General features: G+C 75.7%; 15 protein-coding genes and 2 tRNA genes. 6 read left to right on the top strand and 11 right to left on the bottom strand.

Features of this window, described 5'->3' with window-relative positions; genetic code table 11:
* Positions 1 to 24: 24 nt before the first annotated feature.
* The 3 genes from NHH00_RS02730 to NHH00_RS02740 all read left to right on the top strand — a co-directional run bounded on the left by NHH00_RS02730 (position 25) and on the right by NHH00_RS02740 (position 2,872).
* Complete coding sequence (locus NHH00_RS02730) at positions 25 to 1,131, top strand: DMT family transporter (RefSeq protein WP_253049869.1); 1,107 nt, start codon at positions 25 to 27, stop codon at positions 1,129 to 1,131.
* A complete protein-coding gene (locus NHH00_RS02735) occupies positions 1,128 to 2,177 on the top strand; it encodes a phosphotriesterase family protein (RefSeq protein WP_253049871.1) in 1,050 nt (349 codons plus the stop codon). Before NHH00_RS02730 ends, NHH00_RS02735 begins: the two co-directional genes overlap by 4 nt.
* Before the next feature lie 110 nt (positions 2,178 to 2,287).
* A complete protein-coding gene (locus NHH00_RS02740) occupies positions 2,288 to 2,872 on the top strand; it encodes a CueP family metal-binding protein (RefSeq protein ID WP_253049873.1) in 585 nt (194 codons plus the stop codon).
* 1 nt (position 2,873) lies between these two features.
* Here the strand turns inward: NHH00_RS02740 and NHH00_RS02745 are convergent, their stop codons facing one another.
* The 7 genes from NHH00_RS02745 to NHH00_RS20510 form a co-directional block, all read right to left on the bottom strand.
* Positions 2,874 to 4,838, bottom strand: coding sequence for a zf-HC2 domain-containing protein (locus NHH00_RS02745; protein ID WP_253049875.1), 1,965 nt, complete (start codon positions 4,836 to 4,838; stop codon positions 2,874 to 2,876).
* A gap of 121 nt (positions 4,839 to 4,959) precedes the next feature.
* On the bottom strand, positions 4,960 to 6,810 hold the full coding sequence (locus NHH00_RS02750; protein WP_253049877.1) for a DUF5979 domain-containing protein: 1,851 nt from the start codon (positions 6,808 to 6,810) through the stop codon (positions 4,960 to 4,962).
* A gap of 211 nt (positions 6,811 to 7,021) precedes the next feature.
* Positions 7,022 to 8,467: a ThuA domain-containing protein gene (locus NHH00_RS02755; protein ID WP_253049879.1), complete on the bottom strand. Its 1,446-nt coding sequence runs from the start codon at positions 8,465 to 8,467 to the stop codon at positions 7,022 to 7,024.
* Between the two features lie 318 nt (positions 8,468 to 8,785).
* Complete coding sequence (locus NHH00_RS02760; protein WP_253050737.1) at positions 8,786 to 9,958, bottom strand: RtcB family protein; 1,173 nt, start codon at positions 9,956 to 9,958, stop codon at positions 8,786 to 8,788.
* Positions 9,959 to 10,076: 118 nt separating this feature from the next.
* A tRNA-Arg gene (locus NHH00_RS02765) sits at positions 10,077 to 10,152 on the bottom strand.
* A gap of 44 nt (positions 10,153 to 10,196) precedes the next feature.
* Positions 10,197 to 10,268, bottom strand: a tRNA-Arg gene (locus NHH00_RS02770).
* Between the two features lie 153 nt (positions 10,269 to 10,421).
* Positions 10,422 to 10,553, bottom strand: coding sequence for a hypothetical protein (locus NHH00_RS20510; RefSeq protein ID WP_290444594.1), 132 nt, complete (start codon positions 10,551 to 10,553; stop codon positions 10,422 to 10,424).
* A 325-nt stretch (positions 10,554 to 10,878) separates the two neighbouring features.
* Between NHH00_RS20510 and NHH00_RS02775 the strand changes: the two genes are divergently transcribed.
* From NHH00_RS02775 to NHH00_RS02785, 3 genes are all read left to right on the top strand, one after another.
* Positions 10,879 to 11,706 carry a metal-dependent hydrolase gene (locus NHH00_RS02775; protein WP_253049881.1) on the top strand — a complete coding sequence of 276 codons (828 nt, stop codon included), beginning with the start codon at positions 10,879 to 10,881 and terminating at the stop codon, positions 11,704 to 11,706.
* Positions 11,707 to 11,999: 293 nt separating this feature from the next.
* Positions 12,000 to 12,941 (top strand): serine protein kinase RIO, encoded by a 942-nt coding sequence (locus NHH00_RS02780; RefSeq protein WP_253049883.1) that lies wholly within the window; start codon positions 12,000 to 12,002, stop codon positions 12,939 to 12,941.
* A gap of 62 nt (positions 12,942 to 13,003) precedes the next feature.
* A complete protein-coding gene (locus tag NHH00_RS02785; protein WP_253049885.1) occupies positions 13,004 to 13,405 on the top strand; it encodes a hypothetical protein in 402 nt (133 codons plus the stop codon).
* Positions 13,406 to 13,464: 59 nt separating this feature from the next.
* On the opposite strand, the gene NHH00_RS02790 is transcribed toward NHH00_RS02785, so the two are convergent.
* The 4 genes from NHH00_RS02790 to NHH00_RS02805 all read right to left on the bottom strand — a co-directional run bounded on the left by NHH00_RS02790 (position 13,465) and on the right by NHH00_RS02805 (position 20,394).
* Positions 13,465 to 13,746 (bottom strand): NDUFA4 family protein, encoded by a 282-nt coding sequence (locus NHH00_RS02790; protein WP_253049887.1) that lies wholly within the window; start codon positions 13,744 to 13,746, stop codon positions 13,465 to 13,467.
* A gap of 165 nt (positions 13,747 to 13,911) precedes the next feature.
* Positions 13,912 to 17,619 (bottom strand): error-prone DNA polymerase, encoded by a 3,708-nt coding sequence (locus NHH00_RS02795; RefSeq protein ID WP_253049889.1) that lies wholly within the window; start codon positions 17,617 to 17,619, stop codon positions 13,912 to 13,914.
* The gene (locus NHH00_RS02800; RefSeq protein ID WP_253049891.1) at positions 17,612 to 19,327 is read right to left on the bottom strand and encodes a DNA polymerase Y family protein; all 1,716 of its coding nucleotides are present in this window, start codon (positions 19,325 to 19,327) and stop codon (positions 17,612 to 17,614) included. The genes NHH00_RS02795 and NHH00_RS02800 overlap by 8 nt, the downstream gene beginning before the upstream one ends.
* The gene (locus tag NHH00_RS02805; RefSeq protein WP_253049893.1) at positions 19,324 to 20,394 is read right to left on the bottom strand and encodes a hypothetical protein; all 1,071 of its coding nucleotides are present in this window, start codon (positions 20,392 to 20,394) and stop codon (positions 19,324 to 19,326) included. The genes NHH00_RS02800 and NHH00_RS02805 overlap by 4 nt, the downstream gene beginning before the upstream one ends.
* Positions 20,395 to 20,484 lie beyond the last annotated feature (90 nt).

Genomic DNA, 20,484 nt, shown 5'->3' on the forward strand with positions numbered 1-20,484 from the left:
GTCGGAGGAAGGCACGGTCACGCAATGAAGCACACCACGCCGGCGACCACCGGTTCCCCGTCCGGCACTCAGGGAGGTGCTCTGAACTCGTCAGCCCGCCGCAGCAGGGTCAAGGACACCGCGACCGCCCTGCTCGTCGTCGCGACCGTCCTCGCGGGGGCCCTCGGCCCGATGCAGGCGGCCGTCAACGGCCAGCTCGGCAAGACGATCGGCGACGGGCACGCCGCCGCCCTCATCTCGTTCGGGACCGGCCTGGTCCTCATGTTCGTCGTCGTGTTCGCGCGCCCCGCCACCCGGCGCGAGGCGCTCGCGATCCCCGGCCTGATCCGCTCGCGCACCATCCCGTGGTGGAACTACCTCGCGGGCCTGTGCGGCGCCGTCATCGTCCTCTCCGAGGGCGTCACCGTCGGCGTCCTCGGTGTGGCCACGTTCCAGATCTCGCTCATCTCCGGCCTCGTGATCTCCGGCGTCATCTGCGACCGCATCGGCGTCACGGCGTCGGTCAAGCAGCCGCTCACCGCGACGCGACTCCTGGGCGCCGCGCTCGCCATCGCGGCGACCGTCGTCGTCATCTCGCCGAGCTTCTCCGTGCCGCACACGATCGTCCTGGCGATCATGCCGTTCGTGGGCGGCCTGCTCGCGGGCTGGCAGCCGGCCGGGAACGCGGCCGTCGCCGACGTCACCGGGTCGATGCTCGTCTCGATCGGCTGGAACTTCCTCGTGGGCTTCACGGCCCTGCTGATCGCCTACCTGGTGCGGGCGGCCACGGGCGGCGTCGACTTCCAGCTCCCGAGCGAGTGGTGGATGTACCTGGGCGGTCCGCTCGGCCTGCTGTCCATCGCGCTCATGGCGCTCCTCGTGCGCGGCCTCGGCCTGCTGCTGCTGGGCCTCGCGTCGGTCGCGGGCCAGCTCGTCGGCTCGCTCGTCCTGGACGCCGCGATCCCGGCGCTCGGGCACACCGTCCACGTCGCGACCGTCGTCGGCACCGTCATCGCGCTCGTGGCCGCCGGGATCGGCATGATCCCGTCGGGCAAGGCGGCCCACCCCGACGAGCCGGGCGACGGCGCGCACGAGGACGCCGTGGCCGCGGCGGTCGCGGGCGGCGAGGCGGGCGAGGCGAGCCCGCGATGAGCGTCACGCCCGCCGGCCACGTCCAGACCGTCACCGGCCGCGCCGGGGCCGCCGACCTCGGCCTCACGCTCCCGCACGAGCACCTCTTCAACGACCTGTCGGGCGTGCTCGACCCGCCGAGCTACCGCTTCTCCGCGGCGGTCGTCGAGGCCCCGGTCTCCGCGTCGGTCGCGTGGGCGCTGCGCCAGGACCCGTACTGCTGCGCGGACAACATCGCCGACAAGCCGGTCGCCGCGGTCGCCGCGGAGCTCGAGAGCTTTGCGGCGCTGGGCGGGCGCACGATCGTCGACGCGACGTCGAGCGCCGCGATCGGGCGCAACCCCGAGCGCCTCGCGGAGGTCGCGCGCCGGACGGGCCTGCACGTGGTCGCGGGCTGCGGCGCGTACCTCGAGAAGTTCGAGGGCGACCGCATCGCCGCGGCGGCCGTGGACGCGCAGGCGTCCGCGATCGTCGCGGAGCTCGCCGACGGGATCGGCGGGACCGGCGTGCGGCCCGGCATCATCGGCGAGATCGGCGTCTCGCCGTCGTTCACCGCGGGCGAGGCCGCGTCGCTGCGCGCGGCGGCCCTCGCGCAGCGCGAGCACCCGCACGTGGCGCTCCAGGTGCACCTGCCCGGGTGGCAGCGCCGCGCGCACGAGGTGCTCGACCTCGTGCTCGACGAGGTGGGCGTGCGCCCGGAGAAGGTCGTGCTGTGCCACATGGACCCGTCCGCCGACGACCCGGACTACCAGCGGTCCGTGGCCGAGCGCGGCGTCTGGCTCGAGTTCGACATGGTCGGCATGGACATCACCTTCCCGAAGGAGGGCGTGTCCCCCGACCCGCACACGACCGCGACCGCGGTGCAGCGCCTCGTCGAGGCCGGCCACGCGGGCCAGGTGCTGCTCAGCCACGACGTGTTCCTCAAGCAGATGTGGGTGCAGCACGGCGGCAACGGGTTCGCGTACGTCCCGACCGTCTTCACGGAGATGCTCGCGTCGCGCGGCGTGCCGCGCGACGTGCTCGCCCGGCTCACCCACGACAACCCGGTGGCGATGCTCACCGCGTGACGCGACGCCCTCCGCCACCCGCACGGCCGGGACCCGCACGGGTCCCGGCCGTCGGCGCGCCCGGGACCTCCGGCCCTGGTCAGGGCGTCGCGCTCTGAGAGGATCGGCGCATGAGACGACGTGCCCTCCCGACCCTCGTGGCCGCCGTGGCCGCCACCGCCCTCGTGCTCGCCGGCTGCTCCGGCGGGTCCGGCGACTCCCCCGAACCCTCCGCGCTGGACGCGCTGCTCGACCGTCACGATCTCGCCGGGCTCAGCGGCCAGGAGGTGGTGGACCGGCTCGAAGGCCTCGAGACGGCCGACCGGCCGACCGACCTCGTCGCCTCGGTCCGCGCGGCGGAGCTCGTGCTCGCGGACGAGACGTACGAGACCACGGTCCCGCTGCCCGAGGACACGTTCTACCTCTCCGTCGCGCCCTTCGTGGACGAGACGCACGAGTGCTTCTACCACTCGCTGACGACGTGCCAGGGCGAGCTCGCGGACGAGCCCGTGTCCGTCACGGTCGTCGACGCGGCGACCGGCGAGGTCCTCGTCGAGGAGGACACGACGCTCGGCGCGAACGGGTTCGTCGGCCTCTGGCTCCCGCGCGACGTGGACGCCGAGCTGCGCGTGGAGCACGAGGGGCGGGTCGGCACGACGACCGTCTCGACCGGCGCCGACGACCCCACCTGCCTCACGTCGTTGCAGCTCGTCTGACTCAGCCGACGACGGTGAAGCGCGTCGTGACGACGGGGCCGTGCTCCCCGGTCGCGGGGTCGACGACGCGCAGCCCGAGCGAGTGCTCGCCGAGCGAGAGCCCGGTCACCTGCCGGACCAGCGGCGCGTCGGCGAGCGTGTGGAGGTTGCCCGTCGGACGGTCGTCGACGAAGGCCTCGACGACCAGCCCGGGGGTCCCGGCGATCTCGGCGTCGACCGCGTAGCCCGTGGGCTCCCACGGCAGGCCGGAAGGCCGTCCCGTGACCGTCGCCCCGGGGCCGGGCGAGAGCAGCACGGGCACGTCGAAGGCGAACGGCCCCAGCGGCACGGACGGCGCGGACGTGACGCCCTCGACCACCTGCACCACCCGGAGCCGGTGCTCGCCCGCGGCGCCGAGACCGTCGGCGACCGCCTCCCACGCGCCGTCGTGCCCGGCCTCTGCCGTCCCGACGACGGCGCCCGCCGCGTCCAGGACCCGGACCGTCGCGCCGGGGGCGCCGGTGCCGCGCAGCACCGGGAACACCGCGAGCGCGCCGGGCGCCGGGGCCGACGCGACGACCGGGGCCGCCGGGGGCTGCGGCGCGGGCTCCTCCGTGCCCGGGTCCGTGCCGGGGTCCGGTTCCGGGGGCTCCGGCGCGGGCGGTGGGGCCGGGGTGGGAGGGATCCCGACCGCCGGGATCGACGGCCCCGTGACGGGGGGCGTCGCCCTCCCGGTGCTGGGTACCGGCCCGGGGTCGAGCGGGCCCGTCGTGGGCACGTCGGCGGGGCCCGGGGCGGCGTCCGGGGCGGCGTCGGGCGCCGTGCCGGGCTCGACGGCCGGCCCGTGCGCCTCGTCCTCGGGCGCGGCGGGGGCGGCCGGCACCTCGTCGGCCTGCACGCCCGGGGAGGCGAGCGCGCCCACGGCCTGGCCTGCTGCCGGCGTCGGTTCGCCGCCGCCCCACCACCCGGCGACGGCGCCGACGCCCACGACCGCCGCGACGACCGTCGCCGCCACGCCCCCGAGGACGAGGCCCGGGAGCGCGCCGGCTGCGCCGCCCGCGCCGGCGGAGGTCGCGACCGGGGTGGCCGCGGCGTGGGACGTGGCGGCCGGGGCGACCGGGGACGCGGCGGCCGCGGCGGCCGTGGGCGCGACCACCGTGCCCGCGGCCCCGAGGGCGGCCGGCACGCCGAGGACGAGCGGCAGCAGCACGAGGCGCAGGCGCGAGGCGACGTCGTCCACCTCCTCGGCGAGGATCGAGCACGCGAGGCACCCCGTCAGGTGGTCCTCGACGCGGTCGCGGGCGCTCGGCGAGAGCGTGCCGCGCGCGTGGTCGCCCAGGCGCTCGGCCGTCCAGCGGCACTCCGGCGCGACGGCGTCGGTCTCGACGTGGGCCTGCAGCCACTCCCGGCGCAGCCCCTCGCGCGCCCGGTACGCGAGGGCCGCCGTGGCGGGCGCGGACAGGCCCAGGAGCGGCCCCGCCTCGCGCGGCTCCATCCCCTCGACCTCCGTGTACCAGAGCACGGACTGCCAGCGCTCGGGCAGGCGTCGGAACGCCCGCACCGTGACCGACCGCTCGAGCACCTCGGTCGTGGCGTCCCGCGCGTCGGCGACCTCGGGGACCTCGTCGACGGGGAACGGGGCGGGCGTACGCGACCACGACGCGGCGACCGCGCGCAGCGTCGTGTAGAGGTAGGGGCGGAACGGGCCCGTCGGGCCGGCCCCCGCCTGGAGGGCGTGCAGGATGCGCGCGAACGCCTCCTGGAGGAGGTCGTCGGGGTCGTAGGTCGCGGTGAGACGCCGCGCCGCGGCCCTCCCGGCCCCGGCGTGGCGCCCCCAGAGCTCCGCGTAGGCGTCGACGTCCCCCGCGCGCACGGCGTCGGCGAGCTCGACGTCGTCCCGCGCGGGAGCGGGCTCGACGTCGTGCTCGTCGTGCGGGACCGCGCCGGCCCGGGTGCCGACGGCTGCGGTCTGGTGGTGCGCGTGCATGGTCGCCTCTCGTCCGGGGCAGCGCGGTCGGCGCGACCCCTCTGGTGGAGAGACCGCCCCGGCGCACGATCATGACGCCGGGACGGCCTCGCGGTGACGAACGTCACCCCGCCCAGGTCCCTCAGGCCCGGGCGCGGCGCCGCGCGACGACGACCACCACCCCGGTCGCGACGAGCAGGGCCGCGACGAGGGCCGCGACACCGAGGGTCGTGCCGGTGACCGCCAGGGCCCCGTTCGGGGCCGGCGTGCTGGGCTGCGTCCCGGGTGCCGGGGGCTCGGCGGTCTCCGCGGGGCCGCCGGGCTCGGCGGGCACGTCCGGGACGTCGGCCTCGTTCGTCAGGACGACCTCCGCCGTCGTGCCGTCGCCGACCACGACGCGCGCCGCACCGTCCGCGAGCACCTCGACCCCCTCGCCGGAGAACGACGGCGCCCGCCACGCCACCCCGTCGAGCGCCGCGGGAGCGGCCTCGGCGAGCGTGACGACCGTGCCCGCGGGCAGGTCCGCGAGCGACGCCGTGGACCCGTCGGTGACGACCAGCTCCCCGGTCACCTCGCCCTCGGGACCCTCGTACGCGTAGGCGACGACGAACGTGGTCCCCTCGGCCACGGCGTCGGCGGCGGCCCCCGTCACGCGCTTGGTCACGGCGATCCCCCCGACGTGCGCGTCGAAGGTGTTCGTCGCGACGACGTCGATCGTCGCGGGCGAGGCCGCCGTGACCTCGATCGGGCCGGCGGGGGCGAAGGTCACGCGGTCGGCTCCGCCGTCGTCCGTCTCGGTCAGCCCGCACACGGCACCCACCGGCACGCCCGCGAACGTCGTCGTGCCCCCGGCGGAGAGCGTGGCGGCACGGGGGAACCCGGCCAGCGTCTCGCCGTCCGCGTCGGTGCAGACCAGCTCGAACCCGAACGGACCGGTCACGCCCTCCGCGGCGTCGCCGTCGAGCTGCTTGGTGAGCCGGATCGAGCGCACGCCCTCGCCCCCGCCGGTCCCGCCGGCGCCCGCGTACTCCGCGGACGCCTCGACGTCGCCGACCGCGAGGCCGGTCACCGTGTTCTCGTACCGGTCGCCGTCGCGCGCGTCGTCGGGGACCGCGGTCGCGTACGTGAGCACGTAGACGTACTCGGCTCCGTGGGCGTCGGGCACGCTGAACCGGAACTGGTTCGCGGCCGGTCCCGTCTCGACGACGTAGTCCGCAGGATCCATCCAGAAGCCCGCGTCCCAGAAGTCGCCGTCGTCCCAGCGGTCGACGGGCACCGCGAGCGCCCCGACGCTGCCCTCGACCAGGGTGAGGCGCGGGTCGAACGTGTCCGTGAGCACGACGGGGTCGCCGTCCGGGCCGGTGAGGTACTGGCCGGGCACGTACACGTCCCAGCGCACGACGTCGGCCGAGCGGTCGTACCACCCGCCCTTGACGGGGTAGGTGGGCGGCTGCCAGCCTCCGCCGCCCTCGCCCTCGCCGATGCCGGCGGGGACGTCGACGCGGATCTCGACGCCGCCGCCCGTGGTGAACACGAGCACGTCGGCGTCGGTCGTCTCGGTGACCTGGGCCCAGAAGAACAGCGTCCCCGCGACCCCCGTGTGCGTCGCGACGTAGTCGCCGAGCGTGCAGACGAACTGCGACTCGTCCACGGTGCACGATCCGACCACCGCCCCCGAGGGGTCGGCGAGGTCGAACGTGTCGGTGAACCCGACGATGCGGGGGCTCGTGGGAAGCGCGAGGCGGAACGTGTCGCCCGGGCGCGCGCCGTCGGGCACGGCCCAGGTGGCGTCGAGGCGGATCGAGTCCCACTGGTGGATCTCCCCGGTGGGTCGGGTGATCTCGACGCCGGTGATCGCGTCGAGCTCGGTGGCGCTCGCGGCCGTGGGGACGGCGGCGAGGCCCAGCAGGGCGAGCAGCAGCGCGACCGCGCCGGCGAGGGCGCGGCGCGCGGGCGAGGTGCTCGCACGCGGGGGGCGGGCGGTGGGGGGCACGGCGGTTCTCCTTCACTTCTGGACGGTCGTCCAGGAGTGAGGACGCGACGCGAGGCGGATCATCACGCGACGTGTCGGACGTCACACCGGCTCGACGACGGAGCGGCGGCCCGAGCAGCCCGGCCCGGGGCGCCGCGACCGTGCCGGGACGCACGACGGCGCCCGTCGCACGCAGGTGCGACGGGCGCCGTCGGGTGCGCGGAGCGACGCGTCAGGCCGTGCCGGCGTAGGCGAGCACGATCTCCTCGGTGACGGTCTCGCCGTCGCGCTCGACGGTGGCCGTGACGGTCACCTCTCCGGCCGGGGCCTCGACGAGCCGGGTCGCGAACGCCTGGTAGGCGTTCTTCCCGGGCGCCACGTCGGCGTACTCCTTGCTGCCGTACGGCGTCGCGAGGGTGATGTCGACGGGGGCGTCGTCCTCGTTGAGCACGCGCACGGCGACGTACTGCTTGCCGCCCATGGTCCGCAGCTCGGCCTCGGCCGCGAGGTCGATCGCCGGGCCGTCGTCGACGAGCCCGGTCTGCCAGTCGACGAGGTCGTCGATCTTGGACGCGAGCAGGTCCCGGTCTCCCGCGGCCGCGGACAGGTGGTCGACGAGCGACCGCGCGCCGCCGAGCACCTGGACCGCGGTCGCGGGGTCGCCCGCCTCGGCCGCGGCGCGCGCGCTGCCGAGCAGCGAGGTGATCGCGCCCGCGATCACGCTGTCGCCCACCGCGGAGGTGTCCAGGCCGGCCACGACGCCGTCGACCTCGGGGAACGTCACGCAGTTGCCGCCGCCCTCGACGACGCCCGCGGTCCACTCGACGCCCTTGAGCACGTGCTCGCGGAAGAGCGGGTCCGTCCAGGACTCGTCGGTGTGCCCGGCGCCCTCGTACCAGGAGCGGCCGCCCTCGAAGTTCTGGCACCACGAGAGCGGGTGGTCCTCGCCCATCGCGCCGTTGCCGGGCGAGTACGTCGACTCGTCGAGCGTGACGAGCACGTGCACGTCCGCGCGAGGGTTGACCGAGTAGTTGTACCACTCGTCGAACCGCTCCCAGACGGCCGGCAGGTGCGCGGTCGAGGGGTGCGACGGGCTCTCGACGCGCATCGTCGCCGTCTGCTGCTGCGGGTGGCTGACGAACCGCGCGCCGCCGCCCGTCAGCTCGCTGTACCAGGGGACGGTGTGCATCGTGTCGGTCGCGGCGTGCAGCCCGACGAACCCGCCGCCGTCGTGGATGTAGCCCTGGAGCGCCGCGAGCTCGGTGTCGTCGAGCAGGCGCGGCGCCGCCGGGTCGAGCGAGTTGGTGTTGTCGACCGGCGAGACGAAGACCAGGGTCGCGTACTGCGACAGGTCCTCCGCGCTCGTGAACGGCGTCGAGTCGAGCGTGAGGTCGGGCTGGCCCGGCGAGCCGCTCCCCCACCAGCCCGCGGAGTCGTTCGGCGGGTCCCACACGTCGACCGTGAAACCGTTGTCCTCACCGAGCTCGATCAGCGCGCGCGTCGTGTCGTCGATGTGCGAGTGCCGGAACCCCAGCGTCTTGCCGACGACGAGGATCTTGTAGTCCTCCTCGTCGGCGGCCGCCGGCCCCGCGGCCACGAGCGTCGCCCCTCCCGCGAGGGGCAGCGCGACCGCGGCCGCCACCGCCCGCCTGACCGTCGTACCGCTGAACAAATCCATGCGTGCTTCTCCCTCGTCGTCGAGAGCGCTGGCCGGCGCCGGCCCCCGGCCGACCGCCGGTCGATCTCCAGGGGACATCTCCAGGCCCGGCGGCGCGCACTCCTGCGTGCGTGGACGTCGGCTGCTGCCGATGCCGCGAGTTTTGACGGCGACCGATCAAAAGTCAAGGATTCAACGACCGTGGCGCACCGATCTCACCCGCTCCCACCCCGAGACGACCGCCCCCGTCGAGCAGGTGGTCGTGGCACGTCCGCCTGAGCGGACGCGCCACGACCACCTGCTCGACGCGCCGGGACCGCCTGGTCGGCGTGGAGGTGGTCAGCCCTTGACGCAGAGGAGCGTCGTGAGGCGGGCGACGACCTCGACGAGGTCGGACTGCGCGCGGACGACCTCGTCGAGGTCCTTGTACGCACCCGGGATCTCGTCGAGCACCCCGGCGTCCTTGCGGCACTCCACGCCGGCTGTCTGGGCGGCGAGGTCGTCGAGCGTGAAGGTCTTCTTCGCCCTGGTTCGGGACATGCGACGGCCCGCGCCGTGCGACGCCGACCAGTAGGACTCCGGGTTCCCCAGCCCGCGCACGATGTACGAGCCGGTGCCCATGGACCCGGGGATGAGACCGAGGTCGCCCTTCCCGGCCCGGATCGCGCCCTTGCGGGTCACGACGAGCTCCTGCCCGTCGACGCGCTCGACCGCGACGTAGTTGTGGTGGACGTTCACGGCCTCGTCGAACGCGATCTCGCGACCGGGGAACGACGCACGCACCGCGTCGGCCACGAGCGTCATCATGACCGCGCGCGACCGCGCCGCGTACTCCTGAGCCCACCACAGGTCGGCGAGGTACGCATCCATCTCCGGCGTCCCGCCGAGGAACACCGCGAGCTCGCGGTCGACGAGCCCCTGGTTGTGCTCGAGGCGCTTCGCGACGGCGACGTGCTGCTCGGCGAGCGTCTTGCCGATGTTGCGCGACCCCGAGTGCAGCTGGAGCCACACAGAACCGGACTCATCCACACACAACTCAACAAAGTGGTTGCCTCCACCAAGCGTTCCGAGCTGGCGGCGCGCCCGACCCTCGATGTCCGAGACCCGCCCGTGCAGCCCGGAGAACCGCGACCAGAAGGCGTCCGCGCCGCGTGCGACCTCGGCCGGGCCACGCCCGGAGATCGAGCGCAGCCGGTGCGGGTCGACCGGCTCGTCGTGCGCGTGGAACCCGACGGGGATCGCCGCCTCGATGCGCGCGCGGACCGGCCCGAGGTCGTCGGGGAGGTCCTCGGCCGTGAGCGACGTGCGGACGCCGATCATGCCGCAGCCGATGTCGACGCCGACCGCGTTGGGCGACACGGCGTCGCGCATGGCGATGACCGAGCCGACGGTCGCACCCTTGCCCAGGTGGACGTCGGGCATGACGCGCACGCCCTCGACCCACGGCAGCGCCGCGATGTTGCGCAGCTGCTGCAGCGCGGCGGGCTCGACGGCGTGCTCGTGCGCCCACATGAGGGTCGGCGCCTTCGCGCCGGAGAGCGGGACGGGGAACGCGTGGGCCTCGGTGCTCACGGTGCTGACCTCCTCGGGTCGTCCTGACGATCACGACGCCGCCCCGGAGGGGCGGCGCTGGTGCGCGCGGGAGGACTCGAACCCCCGCCGCCCGGCTCCGGAAGCCGGCGCTCTGTTCGCTGAGCTACGCGCGCTGGTGCTCCTTAACGTCGAGCAGACGGGACGCGAGGCGTCCAGGTGCCCTCGGAGGGAGTCGAACCCCCGTCTCCGCTTCCGTAGAGCGGCGTCGTGTCCGTTGGACCACGAAGGCAGTGCTCTTCTCCACAGGCGCACGACAAATGCGCACCGGCGGTGAAAAGAGCCGAATGACAGCACGAGAAATACGCCCCGGCCGGGGCGCGTTCATGCACAAGAAAAAAGCCGTCCCGGCGATGTCCGGGACGGCCTGTCGTGCGACGCTGGGTCAGACGACAGGACCGCCGGAGTCGCCGGCGAGGAACGAGGACACGCCGAGATACACCGCGGGCAGCACGACGCGCGGCTGCTCGCAGGGCAGCACGGGACGTCGCCGGTCCTGCTGGACGGGTTCGCGCACGGCACTGCTCCTCTCGGTCATGTCGGGTGGCCCACGCACCGGAATGTCGTCGACCGAGGAAGACCGTACGCGCCTTTTCGGTTCGACACAACCTCATTTCCAGAATTCATCGGAAATGCGCTGCGAGCTCCGCCGTCCGGGGCCGGCCCGGCGGCCCCCTCCCGGGCTCGTCGGCGCTTGGCACACTTTTCCCCACCGGTACATCCGCGCCCTGACGGCCCTCCGGTGCTGTCGGCGGCACCCGGTAGGGTTCCGGACGTTCCGGACAACACCTCCCGACGCCGACGAACCACCCGGCCGGGCCGACGACAGGAGACCCGCCGCCATGATGGGCGCCCACCACGCCGCGACCGGAGCCGCCGCCTGGGTGGCGGTGACGTCCACCGCCCCGTTCGCGCTCGGGTGGCACCCCGTGTCGTCGGTCGGCGTCATGACGGGCGCCGTCGTGTGCGCCGGGGCCGCCCTCCTCCCGGACGCGGACCACCACAACGGCACGTTCGCGCACTCGCTCCCGCCCGTGAGCGAGTGGGTGTCCGACGCCGTCGAGACGGTCTCCGGCGGCCACCGGCAGGGCACGCACTCGTTCCTCGGCATCGCGGTGTTCACGGCGCTCGCGTGGCTCGTCGGGCTGGTCACGGTCGAGACGGAGAGCTTCGGCACGGTCTACGTGGGCGGCGGCCTCCTCGCGGTCCTGCTCGTCGCCCTCGCGCTCAAGGCGCTCAAGCTCACGCGGCGCGGCAAGCTCATGCCGTGGGTCACGTCGCTCACCGTCGCGGTGCTCGTCGCACTCTTCTCCCCCGAGGAGTGGAACTGGCTCCCGGTCGCCGTCGGGATCGGCGTGACCGTGCACATCCTGGGCGACGTGCTCACGACCAACGGCGCGCCGCTGCTGTGGCCGGTGAAGATCCGCTCCCCACGCTGGGTGCGTCGATCCCTCGTCGTCGACGACGTGTGGCGCCCCAGCGGCAGCTTCGCCCTGCCCCTGCTCGGCGACACCGGCTCCGTGCGCGAGTGGATCCTCGCGACGGCCGTCGGCCTCTACGCGACGGTCGGGTTCGTGTGGTCCGCGCTCGACCAGATGGGCTACGACACCTACGGGACGTACGAGCGCGTCGCGTCGGCGATCCAGGCGCTGGCCACCGGCGCCGCGTGAGCCGTCCCGCCTGACGACCGACGACCGACGACCGACGACCGACGACCGACGGTAATTCGCTTGCCCCGGGCCGCGCCCGGGTGGGACGGTCACCAGACGTCGCCCGCGCCGTCGGGCACCGGAGGAAGGAGGAACGCCATGAGCTGGACGACCCACGCTCGCGTGTCCACCACCCCCGGGAGCACCGACCGCCGCTAGACGGTCCAGGGCCCGTCCCGTGAGACGGCCCGCGCCCGCCGCTCGCCCTCGAGGCGACGGCAGCGCCGTGCGCTCCCCGCCCGAAGGAGCCCACCGTGCCCGAGCACGACCTGCTGTACCCCGACCCGTACCTCCCGCCGACGTTCGCGGGAGACCCCCGCACTCCCCCTCCCCGCCGCCTGCGGCGCCATGACGACGCTGCCGACCTCGACGACGCCGGTGCCGCCACGGGCGTCCTCGACGCCGCGCTCGGCGACGACCAGCGCTGGTCCACGTGGTCCGCCGTCGAGAAGGGGCAGCGCGGACCCGAGCCGCGCCCCGACTGGGTGGTCACCGCCGACGCGGCCGTCGACACCGAGCTGGGCGTGCTCAAGACCGGCAAGGAGGCGGACGTGTTCCTCGTCGAGCGCGCCGTCCCCGACGACGCCGCCCAGCGCTCGCTGCTCGCCGCCAAGCGCTACCGGGACCTCGACCACCGCGCGTTCCGGCGCGACACCGTCTACACCGAGGACCGCCGCGTGCGCCGCACGCGCGACCGGCGCGCGCTCGACCGCAAGTCTCGCTACGGCCGCCAGGTCGCCGCCGGGCAGTGGGCGGCGGCGGAGTTCGCCGCGCTCGGCGAGCTGTGGTCGGCCGGCGCCCCCGTGCCCTACCCGGTGCAGATCGACGGCAACGAGATCCTCATGGAGTTCGTCGGCACGTCGGACGGCGTCGCGCACGAGGCCGCGCCCCGGCTCGCGCGCACGCGGCCCGACCCGGACCTCCTCGCGTCGTGGTGGGACCAGCTCCGCGACGGGATGGCCGTGCTCGCGCGCCTCGGCTTCGCGCACGGCGACCTCTCCCCGTACAACGTCCTCGCGGACGGCGACCGGCTCGTCATCATCGACCTGCCGCAGGTGGTCGACCTCGTGGCCAACCCGTTCGGCACCGAGCTCCTGCTGCGCGACTGCCGCACGATGTCCGCGTGGTTCGCCGCGCGCGGTCTGGAGACCGACGCCGACGAGCTCTTCGCGCTCCTCCTCGCCGAGGCGTGGTGACCGCACCGCACCCTCCGCGCCGCGACCGCGCCGACGCCGGACGGACGCGGTAGAACGGGAGCATGGAACCCACCACCGAGTCCTTCGACGCCGACGACGTCCAGACGTTCCTCACGACCTACGGGGTCGCGCTCTCGACGGGTGACCTCGACACGATCGGCGAGAGCTACGCGTTCCCCGCGCTCGTCGTCGGAGCGACCGGGTCGGTGCTCCTCGCCGACCCGGAGTCCGTCCGGGAGTCGACGGCCGAGCTCGCCCGCGGGTTCCGCGAGCGCGGGCTCGTGGGCGTCGTGGCCCACCTCGTCGGCGTCGAGGAGGTGGGCGACGCGCTCGTGTGGGCGCACGCGCGCTGGAGCTACCGCGACGAGTACGCCAACGAGCAGGAGGCGCAGGAGGTCCGCTACCTGCTGCGCCGCGCGCGCGACACGTTCGAGGTCTGCGTCACCGCGCCGGTCGCTCCGTAGCGTCGACCGGTCAGCGCGTCACGGGCCCAGGGATCCGTGGCGCGCCGACAGGTCGCCGGTCAGGACAGCCGGTTGTCGCGGTCCTCCCACGGGGTCGGGGTCGCCTCCTTGCGCGGGGAGTCGTCGGGCTGCAGCGCCCGGACCAGGAACGAGCCGGCGGCCAGCACGATGCCGCCGGTGAACACGACGTGCAGCAGCACGGAGGCGGCCTCGAGGACGCCCAGCGGCACGGGCACGCTGAACATCACGCGCGGGAGGAGGACGCTGCGGAACAGCTCGCCGACGACCGCGAGCGCCAGCCCGGTCCAGAGCATCGTGCGGGGAGTCAGACGGGGTGGCATCGCAGGGTCCTCTCGTCGGTGAGCCGGTGCGCGGGTGCCGACCCGTCGTCGCGCGCGGCGACGGGGCCTGCGTCCGGTCCGTTCCTACCACGGGACCGCGCTCCGGAGCGCAAGGACCCCGAGGTTCCGGAGCCGGGGCGTCGGACCGCACGCCCGGGCGCGGCGTCAGTGGAAGTCGCGCGACGTCGTCGCGACCTGGAGGGAGAGCGGGGCGAGGTGCTCCGCGACGAGGTTCGTGGCGCCGTCGGCCCGTTCGAGCCGCCCGCGCACGACGAGCGCCGCGGACCCGCGCGCGACCTTCCGGAACCGCTGCCACAGCCCCGGCGAGCACACGACGTTGAGGATCCCCGTCTCGTCCTCGAGCGACAGGAACGTCACGCCCCCGGCCGTCCCGGGTCGCTGACGGTGCGTGACGACGCCACCCACCGCGACGCGCGACGACGGGTGGGGGCGCGTCCCGGGCACCTCGCCCGCGGCGCGCTCCGCCTCGTCGACGCGTTCGATCTCGCGCGACACCGCGACCGCGCCCACGACGGTGAGCACCCCGGCCGCGGTGAGGCCGTCGCGCACGTACTGCGTCGGGTAGGAGTCGGCGGACACGCCCGTGGCCCACACGTCGGCGACGGCGGTCTCGACGTCGGTCATGCCGGGCAGCGCCGGCGCCTCGACGCCGACGCTCACGCCCGGTAGTGTCCCCGGACCCTCCTGCGCGAGAGCGCCGGCCGCCCACAGCGCCTCGCGCCGGGTCACGCCGAGGCAGTCCGTCGCACCGGCGGTCGCGAGCCCCTCGAGCTGGGCGGTCGTGAGGTCGACGCGCCGCACGAGGTCGCGCAGGTCGCTGAACGGCCGCCCCTCCCCCGGCGTCCCACGCGCCGCGACGACGCGCTCGGCCGCGTCCTTGCCGAGCCCGCGCACGCTCGCGAGACCGAGCCGCACCGCGAGCCCGAGGTCGGGCTCCGGCCCGAACGCGGTGTCGACCCGCACCTCCCCGCCGAGCAGGCGGCTGTCGCCCGTCCGGGCGCCAGGACGGTCGGTACCGTCGGCGGGCGCAGCCGCACGGTCGGCGGGCAGCCGCTCGACCGTCGCCTCGACGTCGGACGCGTTGACGTCGGGGCGCAGCACGGTGACGCCGTGGCGGCGCGCGTCCGCCACGAGAGACTGCGGCGAGTAGAACCCCATGGGCTGCGCCGCGAGCAGTCCCGCGTAGAACGCGGCGGGGTGGTGCACCTTGAGCCACGAGCTCGCGTAGACGAGGAACGCGAACGAGTACGCGTGCGACTCGGGGAACCCGAAGTCCGCGAACGCCTTGAGCTTGTCGTAGATCTCCTCGCGCACGGCCGGGTCGGTGACGCCCTTCTCCCGCATCCCGTCCATGAGCCGCCCCCGCAGCTCCTCCATGCGCTCGACCGACCGCTTGGACCCCATCGCGCGCCGGAGCTGGTCGGACTCCTTCGGGGAGAAGCCCGCGACGTCGATCGCCATCTGCATGAGCTGCTCCTGGAACAGCGGCACGCCGAGCGTCTTGCCGAGCGACGGTCGCAGGAGGTCGTGCAGGAACGTCACCTCCTCCCGCCCCCGCGCGCGGTTGATGTACGGGTGCACGGACCCGCCCTGGATGGGCCCGGGGCGGATGAGCGCGACCTCGATGACGATGTCGTAGAACTTTCGGGGACGCAGCCGCGGCAGCGTCGCCATCTGCGCGCGCGACTCGACCTGGAACACGCCAACGGTGTCGGCCGCGCACAGCAGGTCGTACACCGCCGGGTCGTCCTCCGGCAGCGTGTGCAGCGCGAGGCGCGGGCCGCCCTCGTGCCGCTCGACCAGGTCGAACCCGATGCGCAGCGCCGTGAGCATCCCGAGTCCCAGGAGATCGAACTTCACGAGCCCCGCGTCCGCGCAGTCCTCCTTGTCCCACTGCAGGACGGTGCGGCCCTCCATGCGCGCCCACTCGACGGGGCACACCTCGATGACGGGGCGGTCGCACATGACCATGCCGCCCGAGTGGATGCCCAGGTGCCGCGGGAGGCGCAGCATCCGGTCGGCGAGGTCGAGCACCGCGTCCGGGATCTCGCCCTCCTGCGCGGCCGACGGCGGCCGGTGCGCGGGCACGACGTCGTGCGTGTCGTCCGCGCGCAGGACGTCGCCCTCGTCCACCGCGAGCGGGTCGACGACGCGCGGTCGCCGCGCGCCCCGGCCGCTCAGGTCGGGCGACCAGTCGCCACGACGCCCGGTGTGCGGACGTTCGTCGCGAGAGGCGTCGGCGCGGGAGGTGCCGGTGCGCGACGATCCCACCTCCCTCCCCGCCGAGCCCACGTCGCGCGATCCCCACAGGCGAGCCTTCTCGGCGTCCTTCTCGGCGGTCTTCGTCGCGATGGCGACCTCCTTGGCCTTGCGGTCGGCCGCGGGCGACGACGGGTCGGGGCCGCGCAGCGACCCCCAGCGCTCGATCGACTTGCTCCACGCGTCGGCCTGCCCGACGTCGTACCCCAGCGCCCGGGCCGCGTCGCGCACCGCCGACTTGGGCCGGTAGGAGATGACGTTCGCGACCTGCGCGGCGTGCGTGCGGCCGAACGTCGCGTAGACGTGCTGGATGACCTCCTCGCGCCGCGCCGACTCGATGTCGATGTCGATGTCCGGCGGGCCGTCGCGCTCGGGCGCGAGGAAGCGCTCGAACAGCAGGCCGTGCTTCACCGCGTCGACGGCCGTGATGCCGAGCGCGTAGCAGACCGCGGAGTTCGCGGCCGAGCCGCGCCCCTGGGCGAGGATCCCGTTCCTGCGGCAGAACTCGACGAGGTCGTAGACCACGAGGAAGTACCCCGGGAAGTGCAGGTCCTCGATGACGCGCAGCTCGTGGTCGATCTGCGCCCACGCGCCCGTGATCTTCTCCTGGCCGCGCGGCCCGTACCGGTCCTCGCCGCCGCGCCGCACGAGCTCGCGCAGCCAGGTCGCCTCGGTGTGCCCGTCCGGCACCGGGTAGGGCGGCAGGTCGGGTGCGACGAGGTGCAGGTCGAACGCGCACTCGTCCCCCAGCGCGGCCGCGGTCGCGACGGCCTGCGGGTGCCGGGGGTGGCGCGCGAGCATCTCCGCCGCCGAGCGCAGGTGGGTCGTCGGGGCGCCGGGCAGCCACCCGTCGAGGTCGTCGAGCGACGAGCGCGCGCGCACCGCGGCGAGCGCCCCCGCGAGGTCGGCGTCGCGCGGGTGGGCGTAGTGCGCGGCGGTCGTCGCGACGAGCGGCAGCCGGGCGTCCGCGGCGAGGTCGGCGAGCGCCGCGTGCAGGTCGGCGTCGCGCGGGTCGTCGGTCGTGGTGATCTCGACGGCCACGTTGTCGGCGCCGAAGACGGCGACGAGCCGGTCGAGCTCGCGACGCGCCGCGGCACGTCCAGACGTGACGAGCGCGCGGCGCACCGAACCCTTGCGGCAGCCGGTGAGCACGAGCCACTGGCCCGCGGCCTCCTCGCCGAGCTGGTCCAGGCGGTAGTCGGCGGCCCCCTTGGTCCCGGTCGCGAGGTGCGCGGTCGCGATGGCGCGCGACAGGTTGCGGTAGCCCTGCGTGCCGCGCGCGAGCACGAGCAGGTGGGTCGAGCGCGGGTCGGGCACGCCGGTGGGCGGGTCGAGCACGGGCGCACCCGTGGCCGTGGGCGCCGGAAGATGCAGCTCGGCCCCGAAGACCGTGGGGAGCCCGACCTTGCGCGCGGCCTCGGCGAAGCGCACGACACCGTACAGGCCGTCGTGGTCGGTGATCGCGAGCGCCGACAGCCCGAGCCGCGCGCCCTCGGCGGCGAGCTCCTCGGGGTGGGACGCGCCGTCGAGGAAGCTGAACGCGGAGTGCGCGTGGAGCTCGGCGTAGCGGGGGCCGGTGGTCCGGTCAGTCATACAGGCCCTCCACGGTCCACCGCCCGCGCGCGCTCGCGAGGAGCAGGCCGCGGCCGTCGTCGAGCAGGACCTGCACGTGCACGCGGCGCCGGGGCGCGGGCGTCCACCAGCGCTCGGCGAGCGGCCACGGCCCGGCCCAGTCCACGACGGCGCGCGCGGACCCCGGCCCGGGCAGCGCCGTCTCGCCCCGGGGCGCCGCCGCACGGCGCGGGCCCTCCTCCGGCGCGGGGGCCGGCCACCGCACGGTCGCGGGCTCGCCGCTCATCGCGAGGCGCGCGTCGACGACGACGGGCCGCCCGGCGTCGTCGAGCACGACGACGTCCTGCGGCTCGACGGGCACGAGCGCGGGGGCGGGGCTCGGCAGCGCGCCGGGCCACGGCAGGGCCGGGTCGCGCGGGCGCACGACGTCCTCCCCGAACGGCACGAGGTGCACGCGGTCGGTCGCGTCGCGGCCGCCCTGGACCTGGACGCGCAGGACCGCGTCGCCCCCGAGGATGCCCTGCACGCGCCCGAGCGCGCGGTGGGCCCGCGCGTCCTCGCCGCTCGACGCGCCCCACAGGCGCGGCTGCTCCGCCCCCGCGGGGACGACCTCCTCCGCCGTGAGGGACAGGCGGGCCAGCGGCGCGACCCCCGGGACGACGTCAGCCCCGCCGGGCGAGCCGTGCTCGCCGCCACGACGCCCGGCCCGGGCCGCGCGCCCGGCGCGGACGGACGTGGTGGTGAGCCAGCCCTCGAGCTGCCACCGGACCTTGTCCGTGAGGCGCGCCGGGCTCATCGCGCCCGGCCCGTCGAGCCGCCAGGTGCGCTCGAGGTCGTCGCCCTCGACGGTCCGCGCCGTGATGCGCAGGCGCCCGGCGACGAGCGAGCGCGCGACGAGCTGGTCGTGCAGGTCCTCGGAGAGCCGCCGCGCGGCGAAGGTCGCGACGTCGACGCGCTCGGCGGGCGGGTCGAGCTCGGCGCTCACCGCGACGTCGGGCTCGACGCGGCGCCGCGCGGGCGGGCGCAGGTCCTCGCCGCGCGCGAGCCGGTGCGCCCACGCGCCGAGGTCGCCGAAGCGCCCCTCGACGGTCGCGGGCGGCAGGGCCGCGAGCGCCCCGAGGGTGCGCACGCCGAGCCGGCCCAGGAGGTCGACGAGCTCGTCGACCGCGACGGCGGCGTCCGGCCGGGCGGTGACGTGCACGAGGTCGCGCGCGGGCCGGGGCGCGAGGAACGCGGCGGAGCGGCCGGGCGGGACGACGGCGGCGTCCCGCCCGGCGAGCACGGCGGCGAGGATGCCGTCGGCGACGCCCACCTGGCTCTCATGGCCGGTGCGCTCGGCGACGCGCGCGACGAGCGCCTCCGCGAGCGCGGCGTCCGACCCGTGGTACCGGCTCGCCCCGGCGGCGGGCAGGAGCAGCAGGCCGGGCCGGGTGATCTCCAGCCCCGCGACGACGGTCTCGGCCGCGAGCGCCACGGGCTCGAACTCGCGGGCGTCGCGCGCGTCGTCGACGTCGAGCAGCTCGAGCTCGGGGCAGCACTCGCGGGCCCGACGGCGGCGCATGCCCCGGCGCACGCCCTGGGCGCGCGCGGTCGCGGAGACGGCGACGACGCGGCGGCCGTCGTGCGTCGCGGCGGGGACGTGCGCGGGGACGTCGCGCACCGCCATCGCCGCGAGCACCGGCCAGTCCGGCACCCACAGGGCCGCCGTGCGGGTCGGGCTTGTGGTCATCCGACGAGCCGGAGCCGGGAGGGCCGGTCGGGGTCGTCGGCCTGGACGGGGCCGACGGCGGTCCCGTGAGCGGCCTCGTGGGCGGTCGCAGCGGTCTCGGCCACGGTGGCCCCGGCCCCGGCCGCGGGCCGGGTGCCGCGGACATCCTCGGCGAGGAACGCGGGCCAGTCCTCGTGGACGAGCGGGAGCTCGACCTCGAGCCGCGCGGGGCGCGCGGCTCCCCCGCGGCCCGCGCGCTCGACGACGAGGGTGCGACGGCGCAGCCAGCCCGCCCCGCGGTCCGCCCCGGACCAGCCGCCGCCCGTCACGGTGAGCGCGACGTGCGCGCCCGGCCACGTCCCCGCGGCGACGAGCAGCGCCCCGCGCTCGCGCGCCCGCGCGGCCAGGCGCCGTCGGTCGGGGTCGGTGAGGGCGGCGTCGGGCCCGACGACCACGACGTCCAGGCCGTCGACGAGCGCCGAGATCGCGAGCGCCGCGTCCGGTCCAGGTCGCGGGACGAGCACGACGCGGTCGAGGTCCGCGCCGGCGTCGGCGGCCGCGAGCAGCCCGACGGCGGGGAACCCGACGGCGGCGGTCCACGCCCCGGCCCGCGACGGCCGCGCGACGAGCGCGAGCAGGAGGCTCGTCGAGCCGCGCACCGCCAGCACGGTGCCGCGCTGCAGGGCGCCGAGCGGGAGGAGCGGCGCGAGCGCGTCGTGCACCGGCCACACCCGCTCGTCCGGGATCGCGTCCCGGTTCGTGTCCCGCATCGCGACGCGGCGGCCGCGGGAGCGCGCCGGAGGGTCGGGCAGCGCGGGGGCGGGTCGCACGACCGGCGACACGGCGGCGTCCGCGAGCGGGGCGACCTCGGCGAGGAGAGCAGTCCCGGCGCGCGGGACGACGGCCGGTGCGGCGGAGGCGGTGCGCGGTTCCGGGGCTGCGGGGGCGACGACGGGACGGTGTCGGCGGACGCCCGTACGCTCCTCCGCACGGCGCAGGACGGCGCGGGCGCGCTCGGCCTTGTCGACGGCCGCAGCCGTCGGGCCTGGTGCCCCCGCCCGTTCGGCGGGGTCGGCGAGAAGGGTCATCTCGCCTCCCGGGATGCTGCTCGGACGGGACGCGCACCGCGCGTCGACTGCTGGGGGCGTCGTTCTGCACCCACCCTTCGTTCGAACAGG

The sequence above is a fragment of the Cellulosimicrobium cellulans genome (genome assembly GCF_024124905.1).
Classification (GTDB): domain Bacteria; phylum Actinomycetota; class Actinomycetes; order Actinomycetales; family Cellulomonadaceae; genus Cellulosimicrobium; species Cellulosimicrobium cellulans_G.